Source organism: Pristimantibacillus sp. Z349TD_6, from assembly GCF_056173205.1.
In genome coordinates this window covers 903,260-928,160 of the sequence record NZ_CM149662.1, presented here as the reverse complement: position 1 = coordinate 928,160, position 24,901 = coordinate 903,260, and the positions used below count along the sequence as shown (strand labels likewise).

Below are 24,901 nucleotides of genomic sequence, written 5' to 3'. Positions count from 1 at the left end.
AATCAAATGATCTTATACAAGCTTTACGCCGCAGCTGCCTACAGCTGTACCTGCCCATAATGCTTGCAGCTGGTCACCTTCATGCAAAGCAGCCACCCCAGCTGGAGTTCCTGTGAATAGAAGATCGCCGGGGCCAAGCCCGTAATGCTCCCCTACAAATTGAATCAGCTCCGATACGCTGAATAACATATCGCTGGCTTTGCCGCGCTGCGCCTCTTCGCCATTTCGCAAGAGCACAAACTCGTTTTCGGCAAGAGCGGCTGCACCAGGGTAAGGAAGCCATTCACCAAGCGGAGCTGAGTTTTTAAACCCTTTGGCCGCAAGCCATGGTTGTCCCTTTGCCTTCAGCTTGGACTGAACGTCACGAAGCGTTAAGTCCAAGCCAAGCGCCATGCCGTCAATGCATTGTTCTGGATCGATGCCCGGCTCATAAGCACGGCCAATCCGCAGTACGATTTCAAGCTCAAAGTGTACCTCGCCTACATTACCGGGAAGATCTACGGTGTTGCCTGCCATTGGAACAATGGCATGCGACGGCTTTGTAAACACGAGCGGCTTATCAGGCACCTCATTGCCAAGCTCCAAAGCGTGAAGTTTATAATTTCGACCGATACAATAAATATTACGAATCTCATTGCTGCTCATGAACAATGCCGCCTTTCTATTTCAACTAGGTTAAATCGGTTTCGTTTACTTCTGGGCAGCGATTTGCTCAGCCAATTCATTCAGTTCTGCCCAGCGATCCATTAGCTTCTCCAGCTTTTCTTCCAGCTGCTGCTGCTCTGCTGCCAGCTCTAGGAGACGAGCAGAATCGCTGCTTGCAGCTTCCATGCGTGAGGCGACTTCGCTGATCTCGGTTTCCGCAGCCTCAATCCAGCCATCAATTTGCTCAAAGTCCTTTTGATCCTTGTAGGACATTTTGAGTGTACGTCCCTTAACCGCAGGTTTCGCAGCTGCTTCTGTACTTTTCACCTCTGTGCTCGAAGCCGCTTTTGCATCGGCTGTATCGGCTGCAACCGCTGATGGCGTAGTTCCAGCGCCGTACTTCTCAACAAACGCTTGGTAATCCGAATAGTTGCCGGTGTGATGTGCAATAACGCCATTGCCCTCGAACGCGATAATTTTGTCTACTGTCCGATCAAGGAAATAACGATCATGAGAGACAACGAACACAACGCCCGGGAAATCGTCGAGATAATCCTCCAGCACTGTAAGTGTGGAAATATCCAAGTCATTCGTCGGCTCATCGAGCAGCAGCACATTCGGCGCATTCATTAACACGCGCAATAGCTGCAAGCGGCGCTTCTCACCGCCGGACAGCTTCGAAATCGGTGTCCACTGCATCGTAGGGGAGAATAGGAAACGCTCCAGCATTTGTCCCGCCGATATGGTCGAGCCATCAGCCGTCTTTACTTGCTCAGCGCCCTCGCGGATATATTCGATCACCCGCAAAGATTGATCCATCTCTTCATGCTCTTGCGAGAACCAGCCCAGCTTGACTGTTGTACCAAGGTCCACGGTTCCTTCGTCTGGCGTTAATTGCCCTGTAATCAGCTTCATTAGCGTTGATTTCCCGCTTCCGTTGCGTCCGACAATGCCTACTCGATCCTCTGGAACGGCAATATAGCTGAAATCGCGAATAAGCGTCCGATCACCAAAGCTTTTTTTCACATTTTCCATTTCAAGGATTTTCCGGCCAAGTCTAGTCGAAGCTACCGATACGTCCATCTTCCCGCCCGCTTGCTTCGGTGCATCTGCTTTAAGCGCCTCAAAGCGATCAATACGCGCCTTTTGCTTCGTCGATCTTGCTTTAGCTCCTCGCCTGATCCACGCGAGTTCATTACGCAGCAAATTTTGACGCTTCGATTCCGTCGAAGCTTCCCGCTCCTCGCGGTCCAGCTTCAGCTCAAGGAAACGACTGTAGTTTGCTTGATAGAAATGGGCTTGGCCTTTATCGAGCTCGATGACGCGGTTACTGACACGATCAAGGAAATACCGATCATGCGTAATCATGAGCAATGCGCCTCTGCGTTTTTGCAGCATGCCTTCGAGCCAAGCCACGGAATCATTATCGATATGGTTCGTAGGCTCATCCAGAATGAGCACATCGGAAGGAAGCAATAAAGCAGCAGCCATAGCGACACGCTTGCGCTGGCCGCCGGACAACGTCTCTACCTTCGCTTCAAAATCATTAATGCCAAGCTTTGACAGCGCCATCTTCGCATCGCTCTCCAGCTGCCATGCATCAAATTCATCCATAAGCTGATTTGCCTTAATCAGCTTGTCTTGCAGCGCTACATCGCTTGGATTAAGCTCAATCGCTTCCATTGCCGCAGCATAAGCCTGCACAGCTCTTAGCTGTGGAGAATCTCCGCCAAGCACATGCTCCAGCGTCGTTTCGTTCGGAGCAAATACCGGGTCCTGCGCCAGCATTCTGACCGTTACCCGGTTGCCGATCGACACTGTGCCTGAGTCAGCTTGTTCTAGGCCCGCAATCACCTTAAGAAAGGTGGATTTCCCCGTGCCGTTCACACCAATGATGCCGACTTTGTCGCCATCCTCTACGCCAAATGTTACATTTTCGAACAATAGCTTCTCGCCATAGCTCTTCGTTATATGTTCTACAGACAATAAATGCATGAGACAAACCTACTTTTTTGGAATAGTATTGCTGCGATTGCAGCCCCTCGTATCATACCATAAAAAGCCCATATCATAACATGAACCTCTGTACAGCAAAAAGAATCAGCACCTTGTCCCATGAGACAAGAGCTGATCCTTTCTTATTTCGCTGTTTATTAACGCTTTCCGATCATGTTCTCGGGACGAACAAATTCATCGAATTGCTCTGAAGTAAGCAAGCCGCTCGCGATAGCCGACTCCTTCAATGTTAGTCCTTTTTTGTGTGCGTTTTTGGCAATGGCAGCCGCATTCTCGTAGCCGATATGCGGATTAAGCGCTGTGACCAGCATAAGCGACTGATCCAGATTACGTTTGATAACCGCTTCGTTTGGCTCGATGCCAACCGCGCAGTTGTCGTTGAATGAAACCATGCCATCAGCAAGAAGGGCTACTGATTGCAGGAAGTTATAGATGATAACTGGTTTGAATACGTTTAGCTCGAAGTTTCCTTGGCTTGCTGCCATCGAAATAGCCGTATCATTGCCAATCACTTGGCATACTGCCATCGTCAAAGCTTCGCTTTGCGTTGGATTAACTTTACCTGGCATAATCGAGCTGCCCGGCTCGTTCTCTGGAATCGAAATTTCACCGATGCCGCAGCGAGGACCGCTTGCCAGCCATCTTACATCGTTTGCGATTTTCATCAAATCAGCCGCCAGCGCTTTTACGGCACCATGCGTGTATACGATTTGGTCGTGGCTTGTAAGCGAGTGGAATTTGTTTTCTGCCGTTACAAATGTTTTGCCCGTAAGCGCCGTTACTTCTTGCGCCACTGCAACTGCAAAGTCAGGGTGAGCGTTAAGGCCCGTACCAACTGCCGTACCGCCAAGCGCTAGATCGCGCATCGTTTCTACGCTTTGAACTAGCATAGCGCGCGTTCTGTCCAGCATGGAATACCAGCCGCTGATTTCTTGGCCCAGCGTAATTGGTGTAGCATCTTGAAGATGAGTACGTCCGATTTTTACAATATCGTTAAACTTCTCCGCTTTCGCGCGAAGCGTGCCATTCAGTAGATCAAGAGATGGAAGCAAGCGATCCTCGAGCGCAATTACGCCAGCAATATGCATCGCTGCAGGGAATGTATCATTCGAGCTTTGTGAGCGGTTAACATCATCATTCGGGTGGATGCGCACTTCGCTTCCGCGTTCTGCAAGCAAGTTATTCGCACGGTTAGCAATAACCTCATTCACGTTCATGTTCGTTTGCGTGCCGCTGCCTGTTTGCCATACGACTAATGGAAAATGCTCATCCCATTTGCCTGAGACGATTTCGTCTACCGCTTCACCAATAATCGCTGATTTTGCTGCATCCAAAACGCCAAGCTTCTCGTTGGCTTGCGCGGCTGCTTTTTTAATATAAGCCATCGCATACACCACTTCGATCGGCATGCGCTCACCGCTAATTTTGAAGTTTTGCAAGCTGCGTTGCGTTTGTGCGCCCCATAGCTTATCTGCAGGAACCTGAATCTCGCCCATTGTGTCCTTCTCAATACGATAATCCATTAATTGAACGACTCCTTTAATCAATTGTGTTTTCTCTTTTTTGACCCTGTTTCTGTTATAACGCTATTCCTGCTCAGAATCAAGCAAAGCTCCCAAATTGGTTATAAGGACTGTGCTTTCGCTGAGCATTCTGCTCACGCTAAACATACGCTTCTTCAGTCATAAGTGGGAGCTCTAATGCAAAGCATGAGCCGTTCTCATTGGATTCCATCAGCCATATCCGCCCAGCCATTTGCTCAGCAAGTTTCTTACAGATAGATAGCCCGAGCCCCGTACCGCTGTATTCGAAGCTGCGCTCAGGTATATGCAATTGAGAGAATGGTTTAAAAAGCATGTCCAGCTTCTCCGCACAAATGCCGATTCCTGTATCTCTAACCTTTAAGAGCATTAAAGGATAACTTGATTCTGAAGAAAGCTGCTCCACAGAAAGGGTTACACCGCCAGTATTTGTGAATTTGATTGCATTGCTAATTAGATTAATCATGATTTGCTGAATTTTCGTAGCATCGGTCCTAACCATATCCGGTATAGTAGGACAGACTTCCGCATGAAGCTTAATGCCTTTTTTGGCAGCATCCGGACCGAGCAGCTCTTGAACTTGTTTAACGCATGAGCGCAGGTCAAGCGGGAGATGAACGAGCTCTGATTGATCCGATTTGATTTTGGCATACGATAAAATATCATTGAGCACAGCGAGCAATGAATCACCGCTGGACTGTGTAATTTTAATATATTGACGCTGCTCCTCTGTCAGCTCAGTGGACTGAAGCAGATCGATCATCCCGATGATACCGTTTAGAGGAGTACGGATCTCATGACTCATCACGGCCAGCAGGTTGGATTTCTCCTCAGCCAAATCACAAATCTTATGATGGGCTTCCTGCAGTGCCATGGCTGCGTCTTCCAATTCTAGAACATTGGCAAAAAAAGCAGCTAACGATGACATGAATGCTACTTCCTTCTCGTCGTAAGCATAAAAGTTATGGTCAAAGGCACAAAGGGAGCCGTATACTTCGCCACTTTTCTTGACAATCTGAACTCCCATGAAAGAACAACCGCCGACCAGCTTCGTTGCATCCATATCCCGCGTAAGCGGATGTGTCAGATTATTATTAATAATTAATGGCCCTTCTGACTTTTCAATGACCAAATGACAATAGGACTCTTCATTGTCAACGACTAAGCCTTCATCCAAAATCATGTAGTCGCGATTGTACGACCTCAAGACTGTTGTTGTCATTCTGTCATTTATAGCGATGCAGAACGTGTTTGCCGGTATCATCGTATAGGCCGTGCTCATTACTTGTGTAGCCGAATGATAAATGTTTGCTGAGACTATCGTTAGCATGTCCTCAATAATAGTAGATCTCATACTACCCATCCCATCATGATTATGAATATGACCGTTGCACTAAAATTCCATATGTATTGATCATATACTTCTCTAGGTAAGAAGTCTAAGCCTTTCGACCTAGCAACGCCTGTGATTAAAGCAAACATCGCCCCGGCTTGTCTCTAGCTGACTATTTTTCTTCATTATTCTTTTCGCTGCAGCGTACCGTTCTTCTCTTCGATTTCAATAAATACTGCTCTTTCATCCGGCTCATTATTGGGTGAGTGCATGGCAAGCATAAGCTCTCCTTCCAATGAGCGGAATAACATCCCGTGTCCGCCATCCTGCGGGAAAAGCGTCTCCGCATCCTGCGTCCATGGCCCTTCAATCATTCCGCTGGCTGAACGTGCGATTCCAATAGCGTAGCCATTTTTCGAACCGCTTGACCAAAGCATGAGCAGCTCGCCTGCTTGATTACGATATAGATATGGGCCGTCTGTTATATAGTTGTTATGATCATCGCCAAAAGGAGTTGCCCAAGCTGCTTCCGATGCGGAGAAAAGCGTGATCGGTTCTCCAGCCGCTTCCTTTAAATCTGCTGTTAATGGAATGGCGCACATTTTACCATCACTCACCTGCACCCATTCTTGGCAAAATACCATCCATGGCGTTCCATCCGCTTCGATATGCAGCGTACCGTCAAGACATTCCCACTCCGATGGAGTTACGGGCTTATCTGTAAGCGGGACAAAAGGCCCAAGAGGGCTTTCCGCTATTAAAACCTGTGTTGCGCGCCGCTTATCCTCTGACTTAAATGAAGCAAACATATAGTAGCTGTTCTCGTACACATACACTTCAGGCGCCCAAAAATGATGATCCGACCAAAAACCCGGCGCTGGCCTGAAGGCTGGATAAGGCCCATCCCAATTCTCAAGATCAGTGCTTTTGTACGTATCGAACCCCGTCCCTGGAGCTGACCATACATTCTCATCCGTTGTCCCGTATAGGTAATAACATTTCTCTTGCTCATTTACGAGTATGTAAGGATCACGAATTCGAATTTGCTCACGTTTCAGCATTGGCTGGATTTCCCCCTCTTAACTAGTAACGTAACTATGAGAAAATGATATCCTTTTTTACATTTCAAAAAAAAGAACCTGACAGAGGCAGCCTCCGTCAGGTATTTGATTAAAGTCCTTTTGCTTCGCGGTATGCTGCGATATAAGCTGCGGCTTTCTTCTCAATGAGCGAGAAGTCGCCCGTTTTTACAGCGTCCTTCGTAAGATCGGATCCGATACCGACCGCTACCGCGCCCGCTTTGATCCAGTCCTTAAGGTTGTCGAGCGATACGCCGCCGGTTGGCATAACGTTAGCCTGCGGCAACGGCCCTTTAATAGAAGGAATCACACTTGGTGAATATAGATTTCCTGGGAACAGCTTCACGATATCAACGCCCAGCTCCAATGCCGTTTGAATTTCGTGAATGGTCATTGTTCCCGGCAAAATAGGAACCGCATAGCGATTGCAAAGCTTGATCGTATCCGGATTAAGTGCTGGAGAAACGACATATTCCGCCCCTGCCAATATAGCAGCGCGTGCCGTTTCTGGATCTAGTACTGTGCCGACGCCGATAATAGCAAAGTTGTCAGCATCAGGTGATACGGAGCTTGAATACTCTTTGGATAATTGCTCGATGGCACGCAGCGCAAATGGCACTGTCATCGTAATTTCAATCGCTTTGATACCGCCCTTAATTGCACGGCGTGACATTTCCACAACTTCCTCAGGCGAGTCCGCACGCAATACCGCCACGACGCCGGCATCCGTCAACTGCTGAAGCACTCTAAGCTTTTTCATCCGTTAGTCCCTCTTCCCATTATGTTCGTATTTGTTCGAAAATGTGTAATCTATACCGCTCATTATATGTCGTTTCAGCTAAATCTTCAATGGAATGCCCTACTTCGCGTAATCGATTTCAAGAAACTTTTCTACTTCTGTCACCCAACGTTCATTTACAAACTGCACATGCAGCGGATGCTCGTTATAAGCATCGTAATCAGCCTGATTTGCAAATTCCATTGCGAAGCCATGGCGATAATCGTTTTTCCCGCTTACTTGCTTATACACTTGAAAGTTCTTAACAGACGGAATCGAAGTAAGAATCCGCTCGCCATCCTCCAAAAACTGCTGTTCCTCCGCAGAGCCCTGTTCATGCTTTAAGTTAAAAATGACGGAGTGCAAAATCCAGTCTTTTGTTTGCGTTGTCATACGTTTCACTCCTTCTTCTCTATGAAATGGTTTTGTTCCTATAAAAATAACATAAACAAGCTGCTAAGTGGAACGCTTTTCGTTATAAATCCTTCCATTTTTTGTTCTTGTTCTTTTTTCAAAATATACATTATTATTAGCTTGGTTCTATTAAATTTCGAAAATATAGTATTGGAATTTAGTAGCTTTTGCTCTAATATGTTTATGTTAACATTTATGACATGAGAGGAAGATTGGTAGAATGCAAGAAGGTCAGCTTAAGGGGAAAAAGGGTTTACGAAAGCTCGCTGTCTCATCATTGACTTTATTCGTGCTGTCGATGCCGTTTAACGGTATGTTCGCAGCAGCAGCGGATGCCGGGTCCAGCGTGAAACTCAGAATTATGGAAACAACAGACATTCACACCAATCTTGTGCCGTACGATTATTACAAGGATGCCGTTTCCAATACGGTCGGATTTGCTAGAACTTCAAATCTGATTAAAGCGGCTAGAGCAGAATCAAAGAACACATTCCTTGTTGACAACGGTGACCTTATTCAAGGCACGCCGCTTGGCACTTACAAGGCAGTCGTAGCTCCAATTAAAGACAAAGAGATTCATCCCGTCTATAAGGCCATGAATCAACTTGACTACGACGTTGCTACCCTAGGCAACCACGAGTTCAACTATGGATTAGACTATTTGGACAACGCTCTTAAAGGCGCCAATTTCCCTTATGTGAGCGCAAACGTATATATCGATGATAAGGACTCGAATCCGGATAACGATGTGAACCGCTTTGAGCCCTACAAAATTATTACGAAAAAAGTCGTTGATGAATCCGGTCAGGAGCAGACGCTGAAAATCGGTGTTATCGGCTTTGTACCTCCGCAAATTACACAGTGGGACAAAACTTGGCTTGAAGGCAAAGTCATTACGAAGGATATTGCCGCAACTGCTGAGAAATTTGTACCTAAAATGAGAGCAGAAGGCGCGGACATTATTATTGCTATGGCGCACACGGGCTTTAATGGCAACTCTCAAGCAAATACTAACGCGGAGGATGCTGTACTGCTTCTAAGCAAAGTGTCTGGTATTGATGCAATTACTTTCTCTCATACTCATAAAGTATTCCCTGCAGTTGACGAGAAATCGCTCGACGCTTTATTTAAGGATGCTTCTGGCAAAGTATATGCAAGCGTAGACAATGCGAAGGGCACGATTAATGGAGTGCCTGCCGTGCAAGCTGGATACGGCGGAAGCAATCTAGGAATTATCGATTTGTCGCTAGAGAAACAGGACGGCAAATGGAAAGTTGCTGGCTCCCAGTCTTCCACGAAAGCGATTTACGATAGCGCAGCGAAGAAACCGCTTGTTGAAATCGATCAAGCGATCATCGACGCCGTGAACGGTGATCACGAAGCAACGATTAAATACGCAAACAATCCGATTGGAACAACAACAGCGCCGATTCACAGCTATTTTGCGCTCGTACAAGACGACCCTTCTGTTCAGATCGTAACGAACGCACAGAAATGGTATGTTGAAAACTATATTAAGAAAAACCTGCCAGAATACAAGGACACGCCAATCTTGTCCGTAGGCGCTCCATTCAAGGCCGGACGCAATGGGGTTGAGGAATTCACAGAAATTAAAGCCGGCCCGCTCGCGATTAAGAGTGCAGGCGATCTTTATCTCTACGACAACACGCTTAAAGCGATCATGGTTAAGGGTTCTGTTGTGAAAGAATGGCTGGAAATGTCTGCTGGCAAATTCAATCAAATCGATCCAAGCAAATCGGAAGAGCAAGAACTGCTCAATCCTTCCTTCCAAGTGTATAACTTTGACGTGATCGATGGCGTAACTTACCAGGTAGACGTTACCAAACCAGCTAAATATAAAGTTGATGGTACGATTAATGATGCAGCTTCCAGCCGAATCATTAAGTTAAACTACAAAGGCAAGCCGGTAGATCCAAATCAAGATTTCATCGTTATTACTAACAATTACCGTGCTGGCGGCGGCGGCAACTTCCCAGGCGTTAAAGGAAGCAAATATATTATTGACGCACCGGACGAAAATCGCCAAATCTTAATGGATTACATTAGCACGAATAAGCAAATTAACCCATCGATCGATAACAACTGGTCGATTGCTCCAGTTATGGGCGATGTAAAGGTTACATTCACTTCATCTCCAAAAGCGGCGGAGTATGCAAAAACGACGAACAACATCCGTTACTTGGATAAAGTCGATGAAAAAGGCTTCGGCATCTTCTCCCTCGACCTAAACAAGCTATTTACTGATGTACCAGCTTCTCACTGGGCTTCCCCTGCCATTAATGAGTTGGTTGCAAAACAAATCGTTACAGGCAAAACCGATACCACTTTTGAGCCAAACACGAACGTTACTCGCGCGGAATTCGCTACACTGCTCGTGAAAGCTTTGAAATTGACTGCGAAAAGCAAAAGCTCGTTCACCGATGTTCCAGCGACTGCATGGTATGCAGAATCCGTTGCAGCGGCAAGCGAGAACGGCTTGGTTAACGGAGTTTCCAAAGGCAAATTTGCTCCGAACGACAAAATTACGCGTGAGCAAATGGCGGTAATGGCAAGCAACGCATTGAAACTCAAAGCAGGCAAAGAGACGATCGTAGCAGATAGCAAAAAAATGGCCGACGATGCTCAAATTAGTGCTTGGGCAAAAGCTGGCGTGAATATCGTAGTTGACCGCGGGGTTATGAACGGACGCGGCGAAGGCAAGTTTGTCCCTAAAGCGTCATCGACTCGTGCGGAAGCGGCGAAAGTCGTTCATACGCTGATCAGCGATATTTCGGTACAATTGCTGGGCATTAACGATTTCCACGGACAATTGGATTACAAAAAAGATGTAAAAGATGCAGCGGGCAAAGTCGTTTCGACACTCGGAGGCGCGGATTATTTGGCCACATATTTGAAACAACGCGAAGCTTCGAATTCGAACACGCTGCTTGTGCATGCTGGCGATGCGGTTGGTGCCAGCGCACCGGTATCCGCGATGCTGCAGGATGAGCCGACGATCGATTTCTTGAACCGCCTCGGCTTCGATATCGGCACACTCGGCAACCATGAGTTTGACGCTGGCGCTGCTGAAGCACTCCGCTTAATCAACGGAGGCAAAAACCCGAAAACGGGCAAGGATTTCGCAGGTGCAAACTTCCCGTATGTCGCTGCAAACGTAGTGGATGCAAACGGCAAACCGCTGCTTGACGCCTACAAAGTACTTGAGGTTGGCGGAGTTAAAGTCGGTTTTATCGGGGTCGTAACGAATATTACGCCTTCTGTCGTAAAAGCTGAAAGCATTAAAGGTCTTAACTTTATCGAGCAAGCTCCAGCGGTTAACAAAGCAGTGAAGGAGCTGCAAGCGAAAGGCGTGCACACCATCGTTATTTTGGCGCATGATCCATTTGATGGCAAAGCCGACGCTCCAACTGGCGAAGTTGTCGATCTGGCTAACAACGTTGATGATGATGTAGACGTTATCTTCGCAGGCCACAACCATGGCGGTCTGAACAAAATGATCGACGGCAAGCTAGTCATTGAAGCCTTCTCTTATGGAACGGCTTTCTCTGATGTGGATCTAGTTATCGATCGTGCAACGCATAACGTTATTTCCGCTAAAGGCGAAGTCGTTGAAGTGAAACGCGAAGGCATTACGCCGGATGCAGAAATTGCACAAATGATCAAATCGTACCAAGAGCAGAACGCTCCAGTTATGAACGCACCGGTTACTAAAACGGATGCTGCCATTACACGTACAACTAACGCTTCCGGCGAATCAGCGCTAGGAAACCTAATTGCCGATGGCATGCGCGAAGTAATGAAAGCGGACTTTGCATTCATGAATTCGGGCGGAATCCGTAATGATCTTCCACAAGGAAATGTCACTTATGGAAACATGTTCTCCGTACAGCCCTTCGGCAACGTACTCATTAAGATGACGCTGACTGGCGCGCAAATGAAAGAGCTGATGAATCAGCAATGGGCAGGAACAAGCCCGAAGATTGGCCAAATTTCCGGTTTCACATATAAGTATGACGATAGCAAGCCAGACGGCCAAAAGATTGTTGAAATTAAGAAAGCCGATGGCACTGTTCTAGATGACGCAGCAGCCTATACGATTGTCGTGAACGATTTTATGGCAACAGGCGGCGACGGCTACACGGTGCTCTTGAAAGGAACAAACCGTGAGGCTGGTCCTGTAGATCTTGACGCTACGATCACATATATTAATGCGAAATCCACAGCCGGTACTATCTCGGCAAAAATTGAAGGCCGCTTTACTAAAGTGAACTAATCTAAAAGAAAATCCCCCTTGCCGAGGCTTCATTCGCACCGGTCGAGGGGGATTTTTTGTATAATAAAGAGTGAACAATGAAAAATAACCGAATCGTAAATAGGGAGGGGATTCATTGCATGGCTTCATCTAAGCGAACAAAGAATGCAGCAGCACCTATTTTAGGAACACGCCAATTAAATAGAGCTTTGCTTGAGCGGCAAATGCTGCTGCGAAGATCAGATATATCCGTGTTGGAAGCCATTCAGCATTTGGTTGCCATTCAGTCACAAGCGCCTAACCCGCCCTATTTTGCGTTATGGACACGGCTTGAGAACTTCCGACAGGAGCAGCTCTCTAGGCTCATCACGGAGCGTCAAGTCGTGCGCATTGCTCTCATGCGCTCTACGATTCATCTGGTCAGTGCGCGTGACTGCTTGGAATTGCGGCCCTTGCTTCAATCTGCTTTAGAAAAAGGCTTGTTTAGTACATACGGAAAAATGCTGCAAAACGTAAACCTCGAGGCTATTCGTGAAGCAGGTCGCGCTTTAGTGGAGGAGCAGCCGCGCACGTTCAACGAACTAGGCAATCTACTCTCGTTAGAGTGGCCTAATGTTGACCCCTCTGCCCTTAGCGCTGCCATTCGTACTCTCGTCCCGCTCGTCCAAATCCCGCCTCGCGGTGTATGGGGACTTAGTGGTCAAGCAACACATACATCTGCGGAAGCTTGGCTTGGACAATCGCTTGCGAACTCTCCTTCCCTCGAGACGATGCTGCTGCGTTACCTTGGCGCCTTTGGCCCCGCAACCATTAAGGATATGCAAGTATGGTCTGGGCTAAGCACGCTCCGCGAGACTATCGAACAGCTGCGCCCAAGCCTGCGTACCTTCTCCGATGAGAAGGGCAATGAGCTGTTTGATTTGCCGGATGCTCCCTTGCCGCCCGGCGACACGACAGCACCGCCGCGCTTTCTATCCGAGTTCGATAATATGCTGCTCTCCTACTCTGACCGCAGCCGCATTTTGGATGAAAAGTATAAACCGCTCGTGTTCACGATTAACGGCATTATTCGCTCTACGTTTTTAATAGACGGATTCGTACGCGGCACTTGGAAAATAGAACAAAACAAGGAAACCGCTGCACTCCTCATTCAATCATTTGAGAAGTTAAGCGCAGCAGATCATGATGCTTTAGTGGAAGAAGGCCAAAAGCTGCTCACATTCGCTGCAGGCAGCTCCCTCTCGCATGATATTCATTTCATAGCGCTAAAATAAGTATGATCCGAAGCCTGTGCATCTGCTGCTATTTTCGAAACCCGAGCTTTTCCGCTAAACGACCAATATGTTGCAATGCGAAGCAGACGCTCAAATGGACCATTTTTGAACCAGAACAGGATGAAGCTGGACACAACGGCTTGAACGGCATAAATGGCTATGCCAAGCAGTACGCCGTTAAGCACACCGATTTCTCCAAACCATCCCAACGCATATCCATAAAATATAGTGGTACAAATCACCGTCTGCATTAAATAGTTGGTCATAGACATTCGTCCTACCGATTCAAATGCCATAATGATATAGGATCGTTTAGATAAAAACGACATGACGAACGCAAGACCAAAAATATACCCAAAGGCCAGCAATTGTCCGCCCAAACTCAATAACACGCCGCTCCAAGCCCACTCTGGTTGAAGCACTGCCACGCCTTTCGATAATAGACCCAGCGGCAGCAAAATACCGCCGATCCACGCATATCTGCGTCTCTCTCGCTTCGGATTATGGAACCATTGCTTATTCGCAGCTGCAATTCCAAACAAAAACATTGGCAACAGCATAAATGGCATCATAACTACCAGCACCGCCATGACTGCCGCAGGTATTTCTAATGGATCCTCATCTTGGCGGAAGTTCATAATTTCTTGATAGGTTCCTTCCCCGTACACCATTTTGGATTCTACCACATATTCCTGCATGCGAGCTTTCTCTTCTGGTTTATCCTTCTCCATTCCGAAGCTTATGCCAGCCATTAAGACACTCAAAATTACTCCCCATATCATAAGCGTCTTTGGCTTCCGTTTGATAAACAACAATAAGCAAAAACCGGCGATCCCATATGCAAGTAGAATATCGCCCTCCCAAAGGAGCATGCTATGCATAAGCCCAAGCCCTATTAGCATAAAAAAGCGCCGTACCATATACCTCGCTGGCTTAAGCCCCTTGGCGACTAGTCCTTCGCGCAGCTTAAAGAGGCTGTAGCCGAACAAAAACATAAAGATAGGCATAAAGCTGCCTTCCACCGCTACCTTGAGAACTTGATGCGTTACTTCATCTGTAGGAGTAGGATGAAATAGCTGCATTTCCTCTTTCCCATAAATGCCATATTGAAAAATAAGCATGTTCGCCAGCAGTATGCCAAGCAAGCAGAACCCTCTAATCGCATCAATAACGCGAATTCGCTGTCCCGTTTCATTTTGATTTATCATTCCTATCACCTCTTACCCAATCATAAGGATTCCAATTGAACAGCGAACAAACGGAATCATAACAGCAGCTTAATTTTTTTCAATTTTGTTCAACAGATGTTAAGGTTTGTGTGCTAGCATAAAACGGGGTGATGAATATGAACAAAATTGTCATAGTGGAAGATGAACCTTCTATTGTAAAAATGCTGCAGCTGGTGCTCCAAAAGGAAGGCTTCCAGCATATCTATACGGCAGGAACCTGCCAAGAGGCTCTCGATACGATCGCTCGCTACGGTGCCGATATCGTGCTGCTGGATGTGATGCTGCCCGACGGCAGCGGATTTGAGCTTTGCTCAAAAATTAGACAGCTGGGCAATCCGCATATCTTATTTCTAACCGCCAAAGCATCCGATCTCGATGTACTGACCGGATTTGCGATGGGCGGCGATGACTATATTACAAAACCATTTAATCCATTGGAGATTGCAGCTCGCATTAAAGCAAGGCTGCGCCGCATGGAAGAGGCGGAGTCACCTCCACCGTATTCCACATTTTCTACGTCAATATCCGCTGCCTCTGCCCCTCATCCAACCTACCGTTATGGCCGTTTTCAGTTAAATGAAGCAGCTGGGGAATTATTAGTAGATAATCAGCCGGTATCATGCCCTGCACAGGTTTTTCAGCTGCTGCTGTATTTCTGCAAAAACCCCGGTATCGTCTTCTCGAAAGGTCAGCTTTATGAAGCGGTATGGGGCATTGACGGATTAGGCGACGACAACACGGTTATGGTTCACATCAGGCGAATTCGCGAGAGGATTGAATATGATCCCAGTATGCCGACGCATCTGCTTACCGTTCGTGGTCTCGGCTACAAATTAGTTAAGGAGCCTGTAAGCCTATGAAGGTTCAACGCCGAATGGCCTTTCATTTTACATATCAGCTCGTCGTTTATTCGATTCTCATATTCGTTGCGATGATCGTGCTGTTTCTTGTCCTTATTAATAAAATTACGAACGAGGATCTCAAACGGAACTTTCCCGCCGGCGCGCTTAGTTCCATTGTCGCGGAAACCGACTATTCGAAAAAAGAGATTAAGATGTCGACGCACTGGAAGGAGCTCATTGAAGAGCGTGATATGTGGCTGCAAGTCGTGAACTCCAAAGGGCAAGTTATTTATTCCGTTCATTCGCCGAAAGAGCAGCCGACTTCTTATTCGATTACGCAGCTTTTAGCCATCCAGCAATCCGAAAAATCAGGTATCTATACCGTCGATAACGAGCTTGATCTGACGTATTCTACTCCGCTGCTCTTTCTTCTTGGCTACAAAAATCCGCAGCAAGAGAAACTGACTGCATGGTATATGGCATACCAGCAGAATGGTCTAGTAAATGAGGCATATAAGAATGACCTGCTCTCTGAGCTAAGGAAAACGAACAGCTATTTGCTAATCGTAGACAAAGAAGGCAAAAGTGTTCAAACGATTGGAGATCAGACTTCAGCTATCGATGTATATGAGCCGCTGGAAGTGCTGACTATGCAGCAAAAGCCTGGTGATTATGATACGAACATCTTTGTGTATCAGCCTGAAAATAGTGATTTGACTTGGATTTTGCACACGCCAAATGAACAAATAACGTATACGAAGCAGCCCATCTTATCGGAAGCCATACGTATCTTCATTTGGATAGGCGGCTCGCTGCTCTTACTCTCCCTTGCTATCTCCATTTGGCATGGCTATCGATATGGTCAGCCGCTCATCCTATTCGCCGGTTGGTTCGAGCGGATGGGCAATGGACGGTATGATGAGGTGCTTACACCAAAGGATCGCAAAAAAGTATTCCGCCGCAGCGGTAAGCTGCGTATTCGCTACCGCCTTTACCGGGAAGTGATTGCGGCTTTCTACCAAATGGCCGAGCGGCTCGCACAAACGGAGAAGGATCGGCGCCAGCTTGAGAAAACGAGAGAGGAATGGATGAGTGGCATTTCGCATGATTTGCGCACGCCGCTCTCTACCATTCAAGGCTACGGCTATTTATTGGAAAGCTCCCCTGCGCAGTGGAGTGATGAAGAGCTTCAGGACATGGGCAAAATGATTCGTGAAAAAAGCAGCTATATGCTGGAGCTTATGAATGACTTCTCGCATATTTATCAAATAAAGCATGGAACCGTCCATATGGATCGACATGAATTTGAGCTCGGCGAGCTGGTTAGACGCTCAGTACTCAAATATGTGAACGATGCTACGCTTGCCGAGGTAGACTTCCTTTATGAAGGAGACGAGCTGCCTGTCAGCCTATATGGCAATCCAAAGTGGATGCAGCGGCTAATGGAGAATCTGCTTTCGAACGCCGTGAAACATAATCCTACGGGTATAACCGTTACGGTAACCTGCGGCATGCTGAATGATGATGCCTACATCCGTGTCTCCGACAACGGGAGAGGCATGGACGAGGCCACTGTCAACAAGCTGTTCGAAAGATATTACCGCGGAACGAATACGGAAGAATCAAGCAGCGGTACTGGCCTTGGCATGAGCATCGCCAAAATGATCGTAGAAGCACATCAAGGACGAATCGAGGTGCGCTCTGCGATTGATGAAGGCACCTCGATTAGTATTTATTTTCCAAGCGATTGATCCACTCGTTCGAGCCATGAGGGAGCCTATGCTGGCTCCCTTCTTTATTTCTCGGACATACCGGGTGTCCTCAAGCAGCGATCCATACGCTCAAGCGCTTCGTTAAGCCTTGATACAGAGGATGCGTAGGAGCAGCGAATGAAGCCCTCTCCTCCAAGGCCGAACACATGCCCAGGCACAGTAGCAACACTGGCATCAAACAATAGCTTTTGCGCAAATGCATCGGAAGTAAGTCCCGTATGCGCAATAGAAGGGAAAGCATAAAACGCGCCCAGCGGCTCATGGCAGGGCAGACCAATTTCCCTTAGGCCCTTAACAAACATCCGTCTGCGCTGCGCATAAGCCTCAATCATCCTATCCTTTTCATCTAATCCATTGCGAAGTGATTCTATCGCCGCAACCTGCCCAATAATTGGTGCGCACATGACGGTATACTGATGAATTTTGAGCATCGCTGCGATCAGCTCCGGATGACCGCAAGCATAACCGATTCTCCACCCTGTCATTGCAAAAGCTTTGGAGAAGCCGCTTATAAGCAGCGTTCTGTCCCGCATGCCTGGCAGCGAAGCGAAGCTCACATGTTTCGCATCGTAGGTCAGCTCCGCATAAATTTCATCAGATATAACGATTAGATTATTTTCTTCCACGACCTTAGCAACAGGAAGCCACTCTTCATAGGTCATGATAGCCCCTGTCGGGTTGTTCGGATAATTTAAAATAAGCACCTTCGAGTGCGGAGTAATGACGGATTTCAAGGCTTCTGCCGTTAGTTTGAAATGATCCTCAGCGAACGTTTCAACCTCAATGACCTTGCCGCCATTTAACTGGGCGATCGGCGCGTAGGCAATATAGCTAGGAACAGGAACAATAATTTCATCCTCTGGCGATATTAACGCCCGCAGTGCAAGATCAATGGCTTCACTGCCTCCAACGGTAACAAGCACTTCATTCGATGGTTCGTATTTCACTTGGAACCCATTGTATAAATAGTTGGCAATCTCTTCTCTAAGCTCAATAAGCCCTGCATTTGAGGTGTAGGAGGTTTTGCCCTGCTCTAGCGCACGGACGCAAGCCGCTCTTACATGCTCAGGCGTAACGAAGTCAGGCTCTCCGACGCCAAGCGAAATAATATCCTTATTGCCTTCAGCCAAGCTAAAAAATTTACGAATGCCCGAAGGCGGAATTTGCTGCACCATTGGTGATATCATTTTGCTCATTGACCATGTCTCCATTACTTTTCCTCCTAAAATATGGATAAAAAACAAAAAAAGAGACCCATCCCAATAAAGGGACGAGTCTCTACCCGTGTTACCACCCTAGTTTCACGCCAAAAGCGCGACACTCTGCTCATGTATCTAGCAATACATGTTCCCGTTAACGCTGGAAATGCGGCAGAGCTTACTCTCGTTCAGCCTGCTTCTCGGAGATGGCTTTCCGCTAGTACCCGAACGTTGGTTTTCAGCTGCCCCAACTCTCTGTTCGATCAGGCCCATAACGTACTCTTTCTCGTCATCGAATGTAAAAGCTATTTAACTTGCCATATGTGTTCATCAGTGATCTTAAAATTTTACCAATCGTACCATCAAAAACTCGGATACGCAATACCCATTTTTTAACGGATTAAAATCGATTTATTCATAGTTTAAAACTATAAAGTATATTTATATTATATATTTCCATTATGAAACAATCATCTATAATATACTGTTTAACTCAAGTGAAAATGACAAATCAGCACGCAGCCCAATATTCGAGGAGGCATTATTGTGAATGAAAATGTGAAAAAACAGTTTGATGCTGTCGCGCCTGAATATGATCGTCAGCGCCGCCAACTGATCCCCTGCTTTGATGATTTTTACAGCATAGCAACCGACTTGGTTCACTGTGATAGCGATGCCCCGCGTATACTCGACTTAGGTGCCGGAACAGGACTTTTCTCATCTATGATTCGCAACAAATACCCAAATGCCAATCTTACTCTTATCGATTTGAGCGAAGAAATGCTAAAGGAGGCGCATTCTCGCTTCGGAGATGACCCATCAGTCAGCTATATAGCTGCTGATTACTCAAGCTATCCTTACACAGAAAATTACGATGCCATCATCTCCTCCTTGTCCATCCATCACTTATCGCATCCAGCAAAACGCGACTTATTTCATACCGTTCATCAGCTTCTAAAAGAAGGCGGCAGCTTCGTTAATGCTGATCAAGCAGCGGGTACAACCGCTTATTGGGATCAATATTATATGTCGCAATGGATAACAGCCATCCAGCAAAGCGGCTTAACCACAGGCGCAATCGAAGCGGCCATCCAGCGCCGAAGCGTCGACATTAATGCCACTGTAGAGGATCAGCTTAGATGGCTGAGCGAGGCTGGTTTTAATCATTCCGACTGCGTATATAAAAATAATGGCTTCGCTGTTTTTGCAGCATTTAAACGTAAATCCAATTTCGAACTGAATGGGACAAAAACACAATAATTACAAATTGCTTGCAATCCCTTTAATTCCTAGTATAATACTAGGTATATAAACAAAACGGAGATTGGAGCTGACCAGCATGACTTATTCCGAGAAACAAATTGCAGCAAAATGGGTTGATGATTATTTGGATCTTTATAACTTCGCTGTAATGATCGGAGATGCAGAGTGGCAGCAACAAATCCTTCAAAACCTACGCGCCAAAGATAACCATATCCGCCTTGAAATCGAGCATGGCATTCGTGTCGATCTATGGCTTCGCTTCGATCAAATCAATCGTAAAATGCTTGATATTTACGAGCAGCTTCGGAATGCACATAATTCGGAGCAGCAGATTCAGCTAAGAGAAAAGGTTTGGGAGTTTAAGCTTCAACGGGTTATGATTGCCAGCAAGCTGAAAGCCCACTATGCGTTATAAGGCGAAGGTTCGAGGCGCAATTGTGAAGGTCTAGAAATAAAAAAAAGCCTGCATGCAGTTGGCTGCTCTGCTTAGCTATGTAGGAAAAAACGATATACGACGGCATGCCGCGAACAGCTCTGCCGATTATACTAACCTCTATGAATGGTCAGATTCATAGATGATTACATCGATACTTGCTCCATGTCACGCATCATTTGCATCATCATCGTGGACATTTCGTCACATTCCTGCATCTTCATCATCATCATGTTCATATCCATGCTGTCCATCATTTTCATTTCCATCATCATCTTCATGGATTTCATCTTGCACATCATTTCATCCATGCACATGTTCATCATCATTTGCATTGCCATCTTTTCCATTACCGTTCACCTCCCAAAAGTTTCCTATACAGAAGATACTACAGCCTTGAATTAATTTCAAGGTTTTTTTACATTTTTTATTGATTTTTCAAAATAAAATGTGATATAAATAAAGTTTACCCTTTTATATCTTATTACTCCGCTTGGAATTATCGTGTTGCTAGGAAAAATAATTTTAAAATAAAAAGGCAGTTAACGAGGCTGAAATAACCCTCAATTAACTGCCTTTCCCTATTTCATTTTTTATTCAGCTGCTCCCTGCTCGGGTTCCGCCTTTTCCTTATGCGCCTCAATAAAGCTTTGTGTATCATACAGCATTCCTGCCGCTTCAGCACGGGTTAAAACATGCGCTGGATCAAAGTTGCCCTTCTCATCTAGAGACGCAATCTTATATAGCAGTGAACGCTGAATGGTTCCTTGATACGCCGTCGTAATATCCTTTTCGTCCTGGATATTAATAAACATCTTGATCGTCGGATATTGACCGGTAAGCTCTAACGCTTGAACAAGATAATGCGTGAACTGCTCTTTCGTAAGTGGCGCTTGCGGATCAATATCAGCCGGGATGTCCAAGCCGTTGTAGTGTGCAATGATGAAATCCTCCGCGTACCACGCATCGTTTTTCACCTTCGTATAGAAACCACCAGCGGTAGGCGCACTAGAAAAATCAATGGCGGCTAGGCTAATTTGCGTCGTTCTCACGATCAAAGAAATGCCTTGTGCTGCCGTCAAATGATCCTCTGGATGAAATGCCGTATCGCTCACTCCTTTAATAATTCCTTGCTGCTGCAAAGCTTCAATCTTTGCTTTGCTGCCTATGTTTGCGATATCGCCAAATGGAGCCGCCGCGAAGGCTTGTGCTGCAATAGATGTAGAAAGCATGACCGCGACTGCTGTTATGGCTAAACTCCGTCGTTTCCTCATAGTCGTTCACCTCTCCTATAACATGATGTCCATTCTCTTATTCGAACGACCATAAGACAAGAAAGGTTGCAGTTATCCAGCATGAGAGCTTATTTTGCTGCTCGTGCCCACTTCTCTGCGCAGCCGCGCAAACAACAAGAAGAAGCCAACAATCCCGAGCGCAGCCATGACGCTGCATAATTGATACATCGCCTGCGGACCCATTTGCTCAAACACCCAGCCTCCGAGAAAACCCGCCGCAATGCCTGACAAGCCTCCCCAAGTCAGGGCATAAAGCGCTTGTCCCGATGCTCTGAATTCAGCAGGCACAAGCTGTACGGCCAGCTGCGTGCCAATATAATAGTAGCCGCCAAATGTTAAGCAGTGCAGCACTTGGATATAAATAATTTGCTGAGCAGTGTCTGCGTTTGACATCAGGAACCAGCGCAAGGCGAATAGGATACTGATGACAACGAGGCATAATACCATCGTTTTTGTATTTTTTTTCAAATACCGATCAAGCAGCAAAAAGACTGGAATTTCAAATATGGATGACCAGAAGGCAGACCAACCGATTAAGGAAGCCTCTCCGCCCAATTCCTTAATATACAGCGGGATAAATGTCGTATTCATAGAGTTAGGAATGGAGATCACTAAACCTATGATTAAGAACAACAAGAAGGAACGGTTTACGAACATCGAACGGTAATTCACTTTGCCGGCAGGGGCTGCACCCTTCGCCTCGCCCTTTGGCAGCGTAAACGCAAAAGCAAGCGAGATAAGCATCATGACCGAATAAATAATCCAGAGACGATCAATGCCAATTTGCCCGATCACAGGTCCAGCCACCAAAGCGATAAACGCCCAGCCGAGCGAGCCGAACAAGCGAAAAGCGCCGAATTTATGGTTCGTTCCTTCAATGCTGTTAAGAATGAGACTGTTGCTCTGTGAAAATAAAGGCATTTGAAAAAAGAAAAAGAACAGCATACAGGCATAAATGATCGTATACGATTGATATAAAAAGACGAGCTGCATGACAAGCATGCTGCCAATAAGCATCACGATCAGAATTAGCCTGACATTGCGGAATCGATCGCTCAAATAACCCCATAGCGGGTTCGCGATGATCGAAACAATCGGGCCGCCGGCCATTAACGCACCAATCTCAAGCGTAGACATTCCAATGGATTGCAAATAAACAACAAAAAACGTACTGTATACGGCAATCGCGCCATATACAAAAAAGTTAAACGCTTTAATTAAATGAAAAGTACGATTCTGATTCTGATTCATATCCAAGTCCCTCGTCTTGCTCTTTAGCTTAGCACTTCTTTAAAGCTCTACAGCAGAAGTACGTGCGCGTATAATAACTTCGTCCGCGCTAACCTCACGTCCAAGCTCCTCTGACATATAAATGCCTTCGCTAATGAGCATCGTATTCAGCGCGATTTCCGCTGTTGGCAGTAGTGGCACTCTGCCTTGCAGAGCTGCGATCCAGTGATGCTGAGATGAACTGTAGGCATCCTCATTCTCATACAAGCGATTCCTGCGCAGGTCCATCATATCAAGGTCCAGCGTACTGTCCATATCCATATCACAAACCGTGTTATGGAAGCTGAAGGACTGAGCCCCTGGTCCTGTCTGCTCGTTCGGCAAGCGTACGCCACCCTTGGAACCGGCGATACTGCTGCCCTCGAAGCCGCCAAGATGAACAGCCCACGCCTCTACGATATCAAGCGTCAAACCACCGCTGAACCGAATCAAGCCTGTAGCCAGCTCCTCTACATCAAAGCCGCTTTGTTCCCTTCTCTCTTGCAGCATATCCGTCTCTTGATAAACTTTCCCTGAAATTCTTTCAACCTGCGGGTTGCCTAATAAATAGAGCAGCTGTGCAATGTGATAGACGCCCATGTCGAGAAGCGCGCCGCCTGCCGCTGTTTCCTTGCGTGTAAAATAAGGCGTGCCATAACCATCAACAAACGGTCGATTTCTTCGGCGAAAGCCTGACGAGCGGGCATGGTAAAGCTTGCCTAGCATGCCGCCATCAATTAATGTTTTGGCAGCTTTCGTATCTTTACCATATAACGTGTAGAGCTGCACATGCAATTGTTTTCCACATAACTTCGCAGCATCGACCATAGCCTTGCCATCGGAATAGGTTCCTGCAATCGGCTTCTCACAATAGACATGCAGGCCCGCCTGCAGCGCTGCGATCGTTACCGGTGCATGGAAATTGTTGTGCAGGCACACGTCGACCGCGTCCAAATCATCACGCTTCAGCAGCTCTCTAAAATCAGAGTAGGCATGAGGTATATCATAATGCTCGGCAACTCGTTTAGCTTCCGCTTCATTTAAGTCGCATACAGCAACAAGCTCAGCGCCAGCGATATTTTTATATTTTTCGATATGCATTTTTCCAATTTGTCCTACGCCTATAATGCCAATTCGTATTTTATTCATAGTGCTGAGCCCCTCTGCCTGATTGTTGGTCTGCCTCGATCAGAAGCTTCTTCACCTTCGTAATAAGCAGCTCTGTCTCTACGTATTGATTTTTTGCCGCATTATATTCTACTCCCCAATATCCCTTGTACCCTGATTCTTGCAGCATATGGATCGTCTCCAAAGCATGAGTACCGTCAGCAGTTTCTTCGTCAAAATGGGTATGGTACGCCCAAGGCGCAACGATGCTGTCTCCTTCTGGTTGATTCTCCTTCCACCGGCCTAAATGAACAAGAAAACCAAAGGCAGGATGATCAACCGCCTCTGCGAGACGCTTCATCTCATTCGGATTTAATGACGCACCCATATGGTTCTCTGGTCCGATTAGAAAGCCATGGTCAGCCGCATACTCAGAAAACTCCTGGTATCTTTTTACCGTATATTCAAATTGCTCGTCGCTCATTGCTTCCCAGTCCTCATAGCTGCCTCCCGTATCAATACGGACGGTTTCCGCACCTAAAATAACGGAAGCTTTCAAATGAAGGAGAGCATTATCATACAAAAGCTGTCTCATTTCCTTGTCTGGGTCCCATAAATGAGCACCGTCGATTGCAAAATTAACGACCCGCATTTCTTTTTCATCGAGCGCCTCACGTATTTTGCGAATATAGCTTTCCTCGGCCAGCTTCATAATAGGCTTGCTGCTGCGATCTATAAAAAAGCCATTCCACAAATCGACCACATCCATCCGATACCGGAATTTTACCGTTTCCAAATATCCGAAAATATCCATTTTTCCTTCTAAATACGTGTTGTTGAATGAATAACCTCCGATTGAAATGTTCATTGATTGGTCCTCCTATAAATGAATAGATTTGCGAGCATACCCCCATTATAAACCTCGTTCAAAAAAGACCATGGTGCACTTTCTTCTTATAGTGGGGTAAATTTCTACTATTTCCTTCTTAAAAGAAGGAGAATTGGATTTAGGTGGTAATTTGCCTATCTTTACAAATTCGATACAATTTCTAAATATTGGGATGATAATTGATTGTTATGATCAGGTAGAAATAAACGATTCGTTACAAAATGTATTGATCTAGCGCTGCCTGGGAGGG

General features: G+C 46.3%; 20 protein-coding genes and 1 other annotated feature. Of the genes, 6 read left to right on the top strand and 14 right to left on the bottom strand.

The genetic code is table 11. The features are described 5' to 3' along the window. Positions 1-12: 12 nt before the first annotated feature. The 7 genes from AC0VYE_RS04055 to AC0VYE_RS04025 form a co-directional block, all read right to left on the bottom strand. Positions 13-645 carry a fumarylacetoacetate hydrolase family protein gene (locus AC0VYE_RS04055; RefSeq protein ID WP_475446214.1) on the bottom strand — a complete coding sequence of 211 codons (633 nt, stop codon included), beginning with the start codon at positions 643-645 and terminating at the stop codon, positions 13-15. A gap of 45 nt (positions 646-690) precedes the next feature. Then, positions 691-2,640: an ABC-F family ATP-binding cassette domain-containing protein gene (locus tag AC0VYE_RS04050; RefSeq protein ID WP_475446212.1), complete on the bottom strand. Its 1,950-nt coding sequence runs from the start codon at positions 2,638-2,640 to the stop codon at positions 691-693. 158 nt (positions 2,641-2,798) lie between these two features. Next, positions 2,799-4,184 (bottom strand): class II fumarate hydratase, encoded by a 1,386-nt coding sequence (gene fumC / locus AC0VYE_RS04045; RefSeq protein ID WP_076268818.1) that lies wholly within the window; start codon positions 4,182-4,184, stop codon positions 2,799-2,801. A gap of 139 nt (positions 4,185-4,323) precedes the next feature. Further along, positions 4,324-5,556: a GAF domain-containing sensor histidine kinase gene (locus AC0VYE_RS04040; RefSeq protein WP_475446210.1), complete on the bottom strand. Its 1,233-nt coding sequence runs from the start codon at positions 5,554-5,556 to the stop codon at positions 4,324-4,326. Positions 5,557-5,720: 164 nt separating this feature from the next. Continuing rightward, complete coding sequence (locus AC0VYE_RS04035; protein ID WP_475446208.1) at positions 5,721-6,596, bottom strand: glycoside hydrolase family 43 protein; 876 nt, start codon at positions 6,594-6,596, stop codon at positions 5,721-5,723. 109 nt (positions 6,597-6,705) lie between these two features. Then, the gene (locus AC0VYE_RS04030) at positions 6,706-7,374 is read right to left on the bottom strand and encodes a bifunctional 2-keto-4-hydroxyglutarate aldolase/2-keto-3-deoxy-6-phosphogluconate aldolase (protein ID WP_076268815.1); all 669 of its coding nucleotides are present in this window, start codon (positions 7,372-7,374) and stop codon (positions 6,706-6,708) included. 99 nt (positions 7,375-7,473) lie between these two features. Further along, positions 7,474-7,785, bottom strand: coding sequence for a Dabb family protein (locus AC0VYE_RS04025; protein WP_076268814.1), 312 nt, complete (start codon positions 7,783-7,785; stop codon positions 7,474-7,476). A 241-nt stretch (positions 7,786-8,026) separates the two neighbouring features. On the opposite strand from AC0VYE_RS04025, the gene AC0VYE_RS04020 reads away from it, so the two are divergent. Then, positions 8,027-12,100 carry a bifunctional 2',3'-cyclic-nucleotide 2'-phosphodiesterase/3'-nucleotidase gene (locus AC0VYE_RS04020; RefSeq protein WP_475446206.1) on the top strand — a complete coding sequence of 1,358 codons (4,074 nt, stop codon included), beginning with the start codon at positions 8,027-8,029 and terminating at the stop codon, positions 12,098-12,100. 119 nt (positions 12,101-12,219) lie between these two features. Next, entirely contained in the window at positions 12,220-13,353 is a 1,134-nt protein-coding gene (locus AC0VYE_RS04015) for a winged helix DNA-binding domain-containing protein (protein WP_475446204.1), read from the top strand. On the opposite strand, the gene AC0VYE_RS04010 is transcribed toward AC0VYE_RS04015, so the two are convergent. Further along, positions 13,332-14,561, bottom strand: coding sequence for a DUF418 domain-containing protein (locus tag AC0VYE_RS04010; RefSeq protein ID WP_475446202.1), 1,230 nt, complete (start codon positions 14,559-14,561; stop codon positions 13,332-13,334). The genes AC0VYE_RS04015 and AC0VYE_RS04010 overlap by 22 nt on opposite strands. A gap of 131 nt (positions 14,562-14,692) precedes the next feature. Here AC0VYE_RS04010 and AC0VYE_RS04005 point away from each other — a divergent pair, with 131 nt between their 5' ends. Continuing rightward, on the top strand, positions 14,693-15,442 hold the full coding sequence (locus tag AC0VYE_RS04005) for a response regulator transcription factor (protein WP_475446200.1): 750 nt from the start codon (positions 14,693-14,695) through the stop codon (positions 15,440-15,442). After that, positions 15,439-17,175, top strand: coding sequence for a sensor histidine kinase (locus AC0VYE_RS04000; protein ID WP_475446198.1), 1,737 nt, complete (start codon positions 15,439-15,441; stop codon positions 17,173-17,175). Before AC0VYE_RS04005 ends, AC0VYE_RS04000 begins: the two co-directional genes overlap by 4 nt. Before the next feature lie 44 nt (positions 17,176-17,219). Here AC0VYE_RS04000 and AC0VYE_RS03995 read toward each other — a convergent pair whose 3' ends face one another. Next, positions 17,220-18,407 (bottom strand): aminotransferase class I/II-fold pyridoxal phosphate-dependent enzyme, encoded by a 1,188-nt coding sequence (locus AC0VYE_RS03995; RefSeq protein WP_475446196.1) that lies wholly within the window; start codon positions 18,405-18,407, stop codon positions 17,220-17,222. A gap of 52 nt (positions 18,408-18,459) precedes the next feature. Next, positions 18,460-18,697: a binding site (T-box leader), on the bottom strand. Between the two features lie 244 nt (positions 18,698-18,941). Between AC0VYE_RS03995 and AC0VYE_RS03990 the strand changes: the two genes are divergently transcribed. Both AC0VYE_RS03990 and AC0VYE_RS03985 read left to right on the top strand, forming a co-directional pair. Further along, positions 18,942-19,655, top strand: a complete 714-nt coding sequence (locus AC0VYE_RS03990) for a class I SAM-dependent methyltransferase (protein ID WP_475446194.1) — start codon at positions 18,942-18,944, stop codon at positions 19,653-19,655. Positions 19,656-19,734: 79 nt separating this feature from the next. Beyond that, the gene (locus tag AC0VYE_RS03985; protein ID WP_076268806.1) at positions 19,735-20,073 is read left to right on the top strand and encodes a hypothetical protein; all 339 of its coding nucleotides are present in this window, start codon (positions 19,735-19,737) and stop codon (positions 20,071-20,073) included. Positions 20,074-20,237: 164 nt separating this feature from the next. Here the strand turns inward: AC0VYE_RS03985 and AC0VYE_RS03980 are convergent, their stop codons facing one another. From AC0VYE_RS03980 to AC0VYE_RS03960, 5 genes are all read right to left on the bottom strand, one after another. Continuing rightward, positions 20,238-20,441 carry a hypothetical protein gene (locus tag AC0VYE_RS03980; RefSeq protein WP_475446193.1) on the bottom strand — a complete coding sequence of 68 codons (204 nt, stop codon included), beginning with the start codon at positions 20,439-20,441 and terminating at the stop codon, positions 20,238-20,240. 243 nt (positions 20,442-20,684) lie between these two features. Beyond that, positions 20,685-21,365, bottom strand: coding sequence for an S-layer homology domain-containing protein (locus AC0VYE_RS03975; protein WP_475446191.1), 681 nt, complete (start codon positions 21,363-21,365; stop codon positions 20,685-20,687). A 72-nt stretch (positions 21,366-21,437) separates the two neighbouring features. Beyond that, positions 21,438-22,637, bottom strand: coding sequence for an MFS transporter (locus AC0VYE_RS03970; protein ID WP_076268803.1), 1,200 nt, complete (start codon positions 22,635-22,637; stop codon positions 21,438-21,440). Positions 22,638-22,676: 39 nt separating this feature from the next. Further along, positions 22,677-23,804 carry a Gfo/Idh/MocA family protein gene (locus tag AC0VYE_RS03965; protein WP_475446188.1) on the bottom strand — a complete coding sequence of 376 codons (1,128 nt, stop codon included), beginning with the start codon at positions 23,802-23,804 and terminating at the stop codon, positions 22,677-22,679. Beyond that, positions 23,797-24,630 (bottom strand): sugar phosphate isomerase/epimerase family protein, encoded by an 834-nt coding sequence (locus AC0VYE_RS03960; RefSeq protein ID WP_475446186.1) that lies wholly within the window; start codon positions 24,628-24,630, stop codon positions 23,797-23,799. The genes AC0VYE_RS03965 and AC0VYE_RS03960 overlap by 8 nt, the downstream gene beginning before the upstream one ends. Between the last annotated feature and the right edge of the window lie 271 nt (positions 24,631-24,901).

Bases quoted from the DNA above. Each gene is read 5' to 3' on its own strand.
- AC0VYE_RS03975 (WP_475446191.1), bottom strand. From the start codon at position 21,365: ATGAGGAAACGACGGAGTTTAGCCATAACAGCAGTCGCGGTCATGCTT.
- AC0VYE_RS04055 (WP_475446214.1), bottom strand. From the start codon at position 645: ATGAGCAGCAATGAGATTCGTAATATTTATTGTATCGGTCGAAATTAT.
- AC0VYE_RS04025 (WP_076268814.1), bottom strand. From the start codon at position 7,785: ATGACAACGCAAACAAAAGACTGGATTTTGCACTCCGTCATTTTTAAC.
- AC0VYE_RS04020 (WP_475446206.1), top strand. From the start codon at position 8,027: ATGCAAGAAGGTCAGCTTAAGGGGAAAAAGGGTTTACGAAAGCTCGCT.
- AC0VYE_RS04015 (WP_475446204.1), top strand. From the start codon at position 12,220: ATGGCTTCATCTAAGCGAACAAAGAATGCAGCAGCACCTATTTTAGGA.
- AC0VYE_RS04035 (WP_475446208.1), bottom strand. From the start codon at position 6,596: ATGCTGAAACGTGAGCAAATTCGAATTCGTGATCCTTACATACTCGTA.
- fumC (WP_076268818.1), bottom strand. From the start codon at position 4,184: ATGGATTATCGTATTGAGAAGGACACAATGGGCGAGATTCAGGTTCCT.
- AC0VYE_RS04005 (WP_475446200.1), top strand. From the start codon at position 14,693: ATGAATATGAACAAAATTGTCATAGTGGAAGATGAACCTTCTATTGTA.
- AC0VYE_RS04050 (WP_475446212.1), bottom strand. From the start codon at position 2,640: ATGCATTTATTGTCTGTAGAACATATAACGAAGAGCTATGGCGAGAAG.
- AC0VYE_RS03960 (WP_475446186.1), bottom strand. From the start codon at position 24,630: ATGAACATTTCAATCGGAGGTTATTCATTCAACAACACGTATTTAGAA.
- AC0VYE_RS03970 (WP_076268803.1), bottom strand. From the start codon at position 22,637: ATGAATCAGAATCAGAATCGTACTTTTCATTTAATTAAAGCGTTTAAC.
- AC0VYE_RS03985 (WP_076268806.1), top strand. From the start codon at position 19,735: ATGACTTATTCCGAGAAACAAATTGCAGCAAAATGGGTTGATGATTAT.
- AC0VYE_RS04030 (WP_076268815.1), bottom strand. From the start codon at position 7,374: ATGAAAAAGCTTAGAGTGCTTCAGCAGTTGACGGATGCCGGCGTCGTG.
- AC0VYE_RS03980 (WP_475446193.1), bottom strand. From the start codon at position 20,441: ATGGAAAAGATGGCAATGCAAATGATGATGAACATGTGCATGGATGAA.
- AC0VYE_RS03965 (WP_475446188.1), bottom strand. From the start codon at position 23,804: ATGAATAAAATACGAATTGGCATTATAGGCGTAGGACAAATTGGAAAA.
- AC0VYE_RS04010 (WP_475446202.1), bottom strand. From the start codon at position 14,561: ATGATAAATCAAAATGAAACGGGACAGCGAATTCGCGTTATTGATGCG.
- AC0VYE_RS04040 (WP_475446210.1), bottom strand. From the start codon at position 5,556: ATGAGATCTACTATTATTGAGGACATGCTAACGATAGTCTCAGCAAAC.
- AC0VYE_RS04000 (WP_475446198.1), top strand. From the start codon at position 15,439: ATGAAGGTTCAACGCCGAATGGCCTTTCATTTTACATATCAGCTCGTC.
- AC0VYE_RS03995 (WP_475446196.1), bottom strand. From the start codon at position 18,407: ATGGAGACATGGTCAATGAGCAAAATGATATCACCAATGGTGCAGCAA.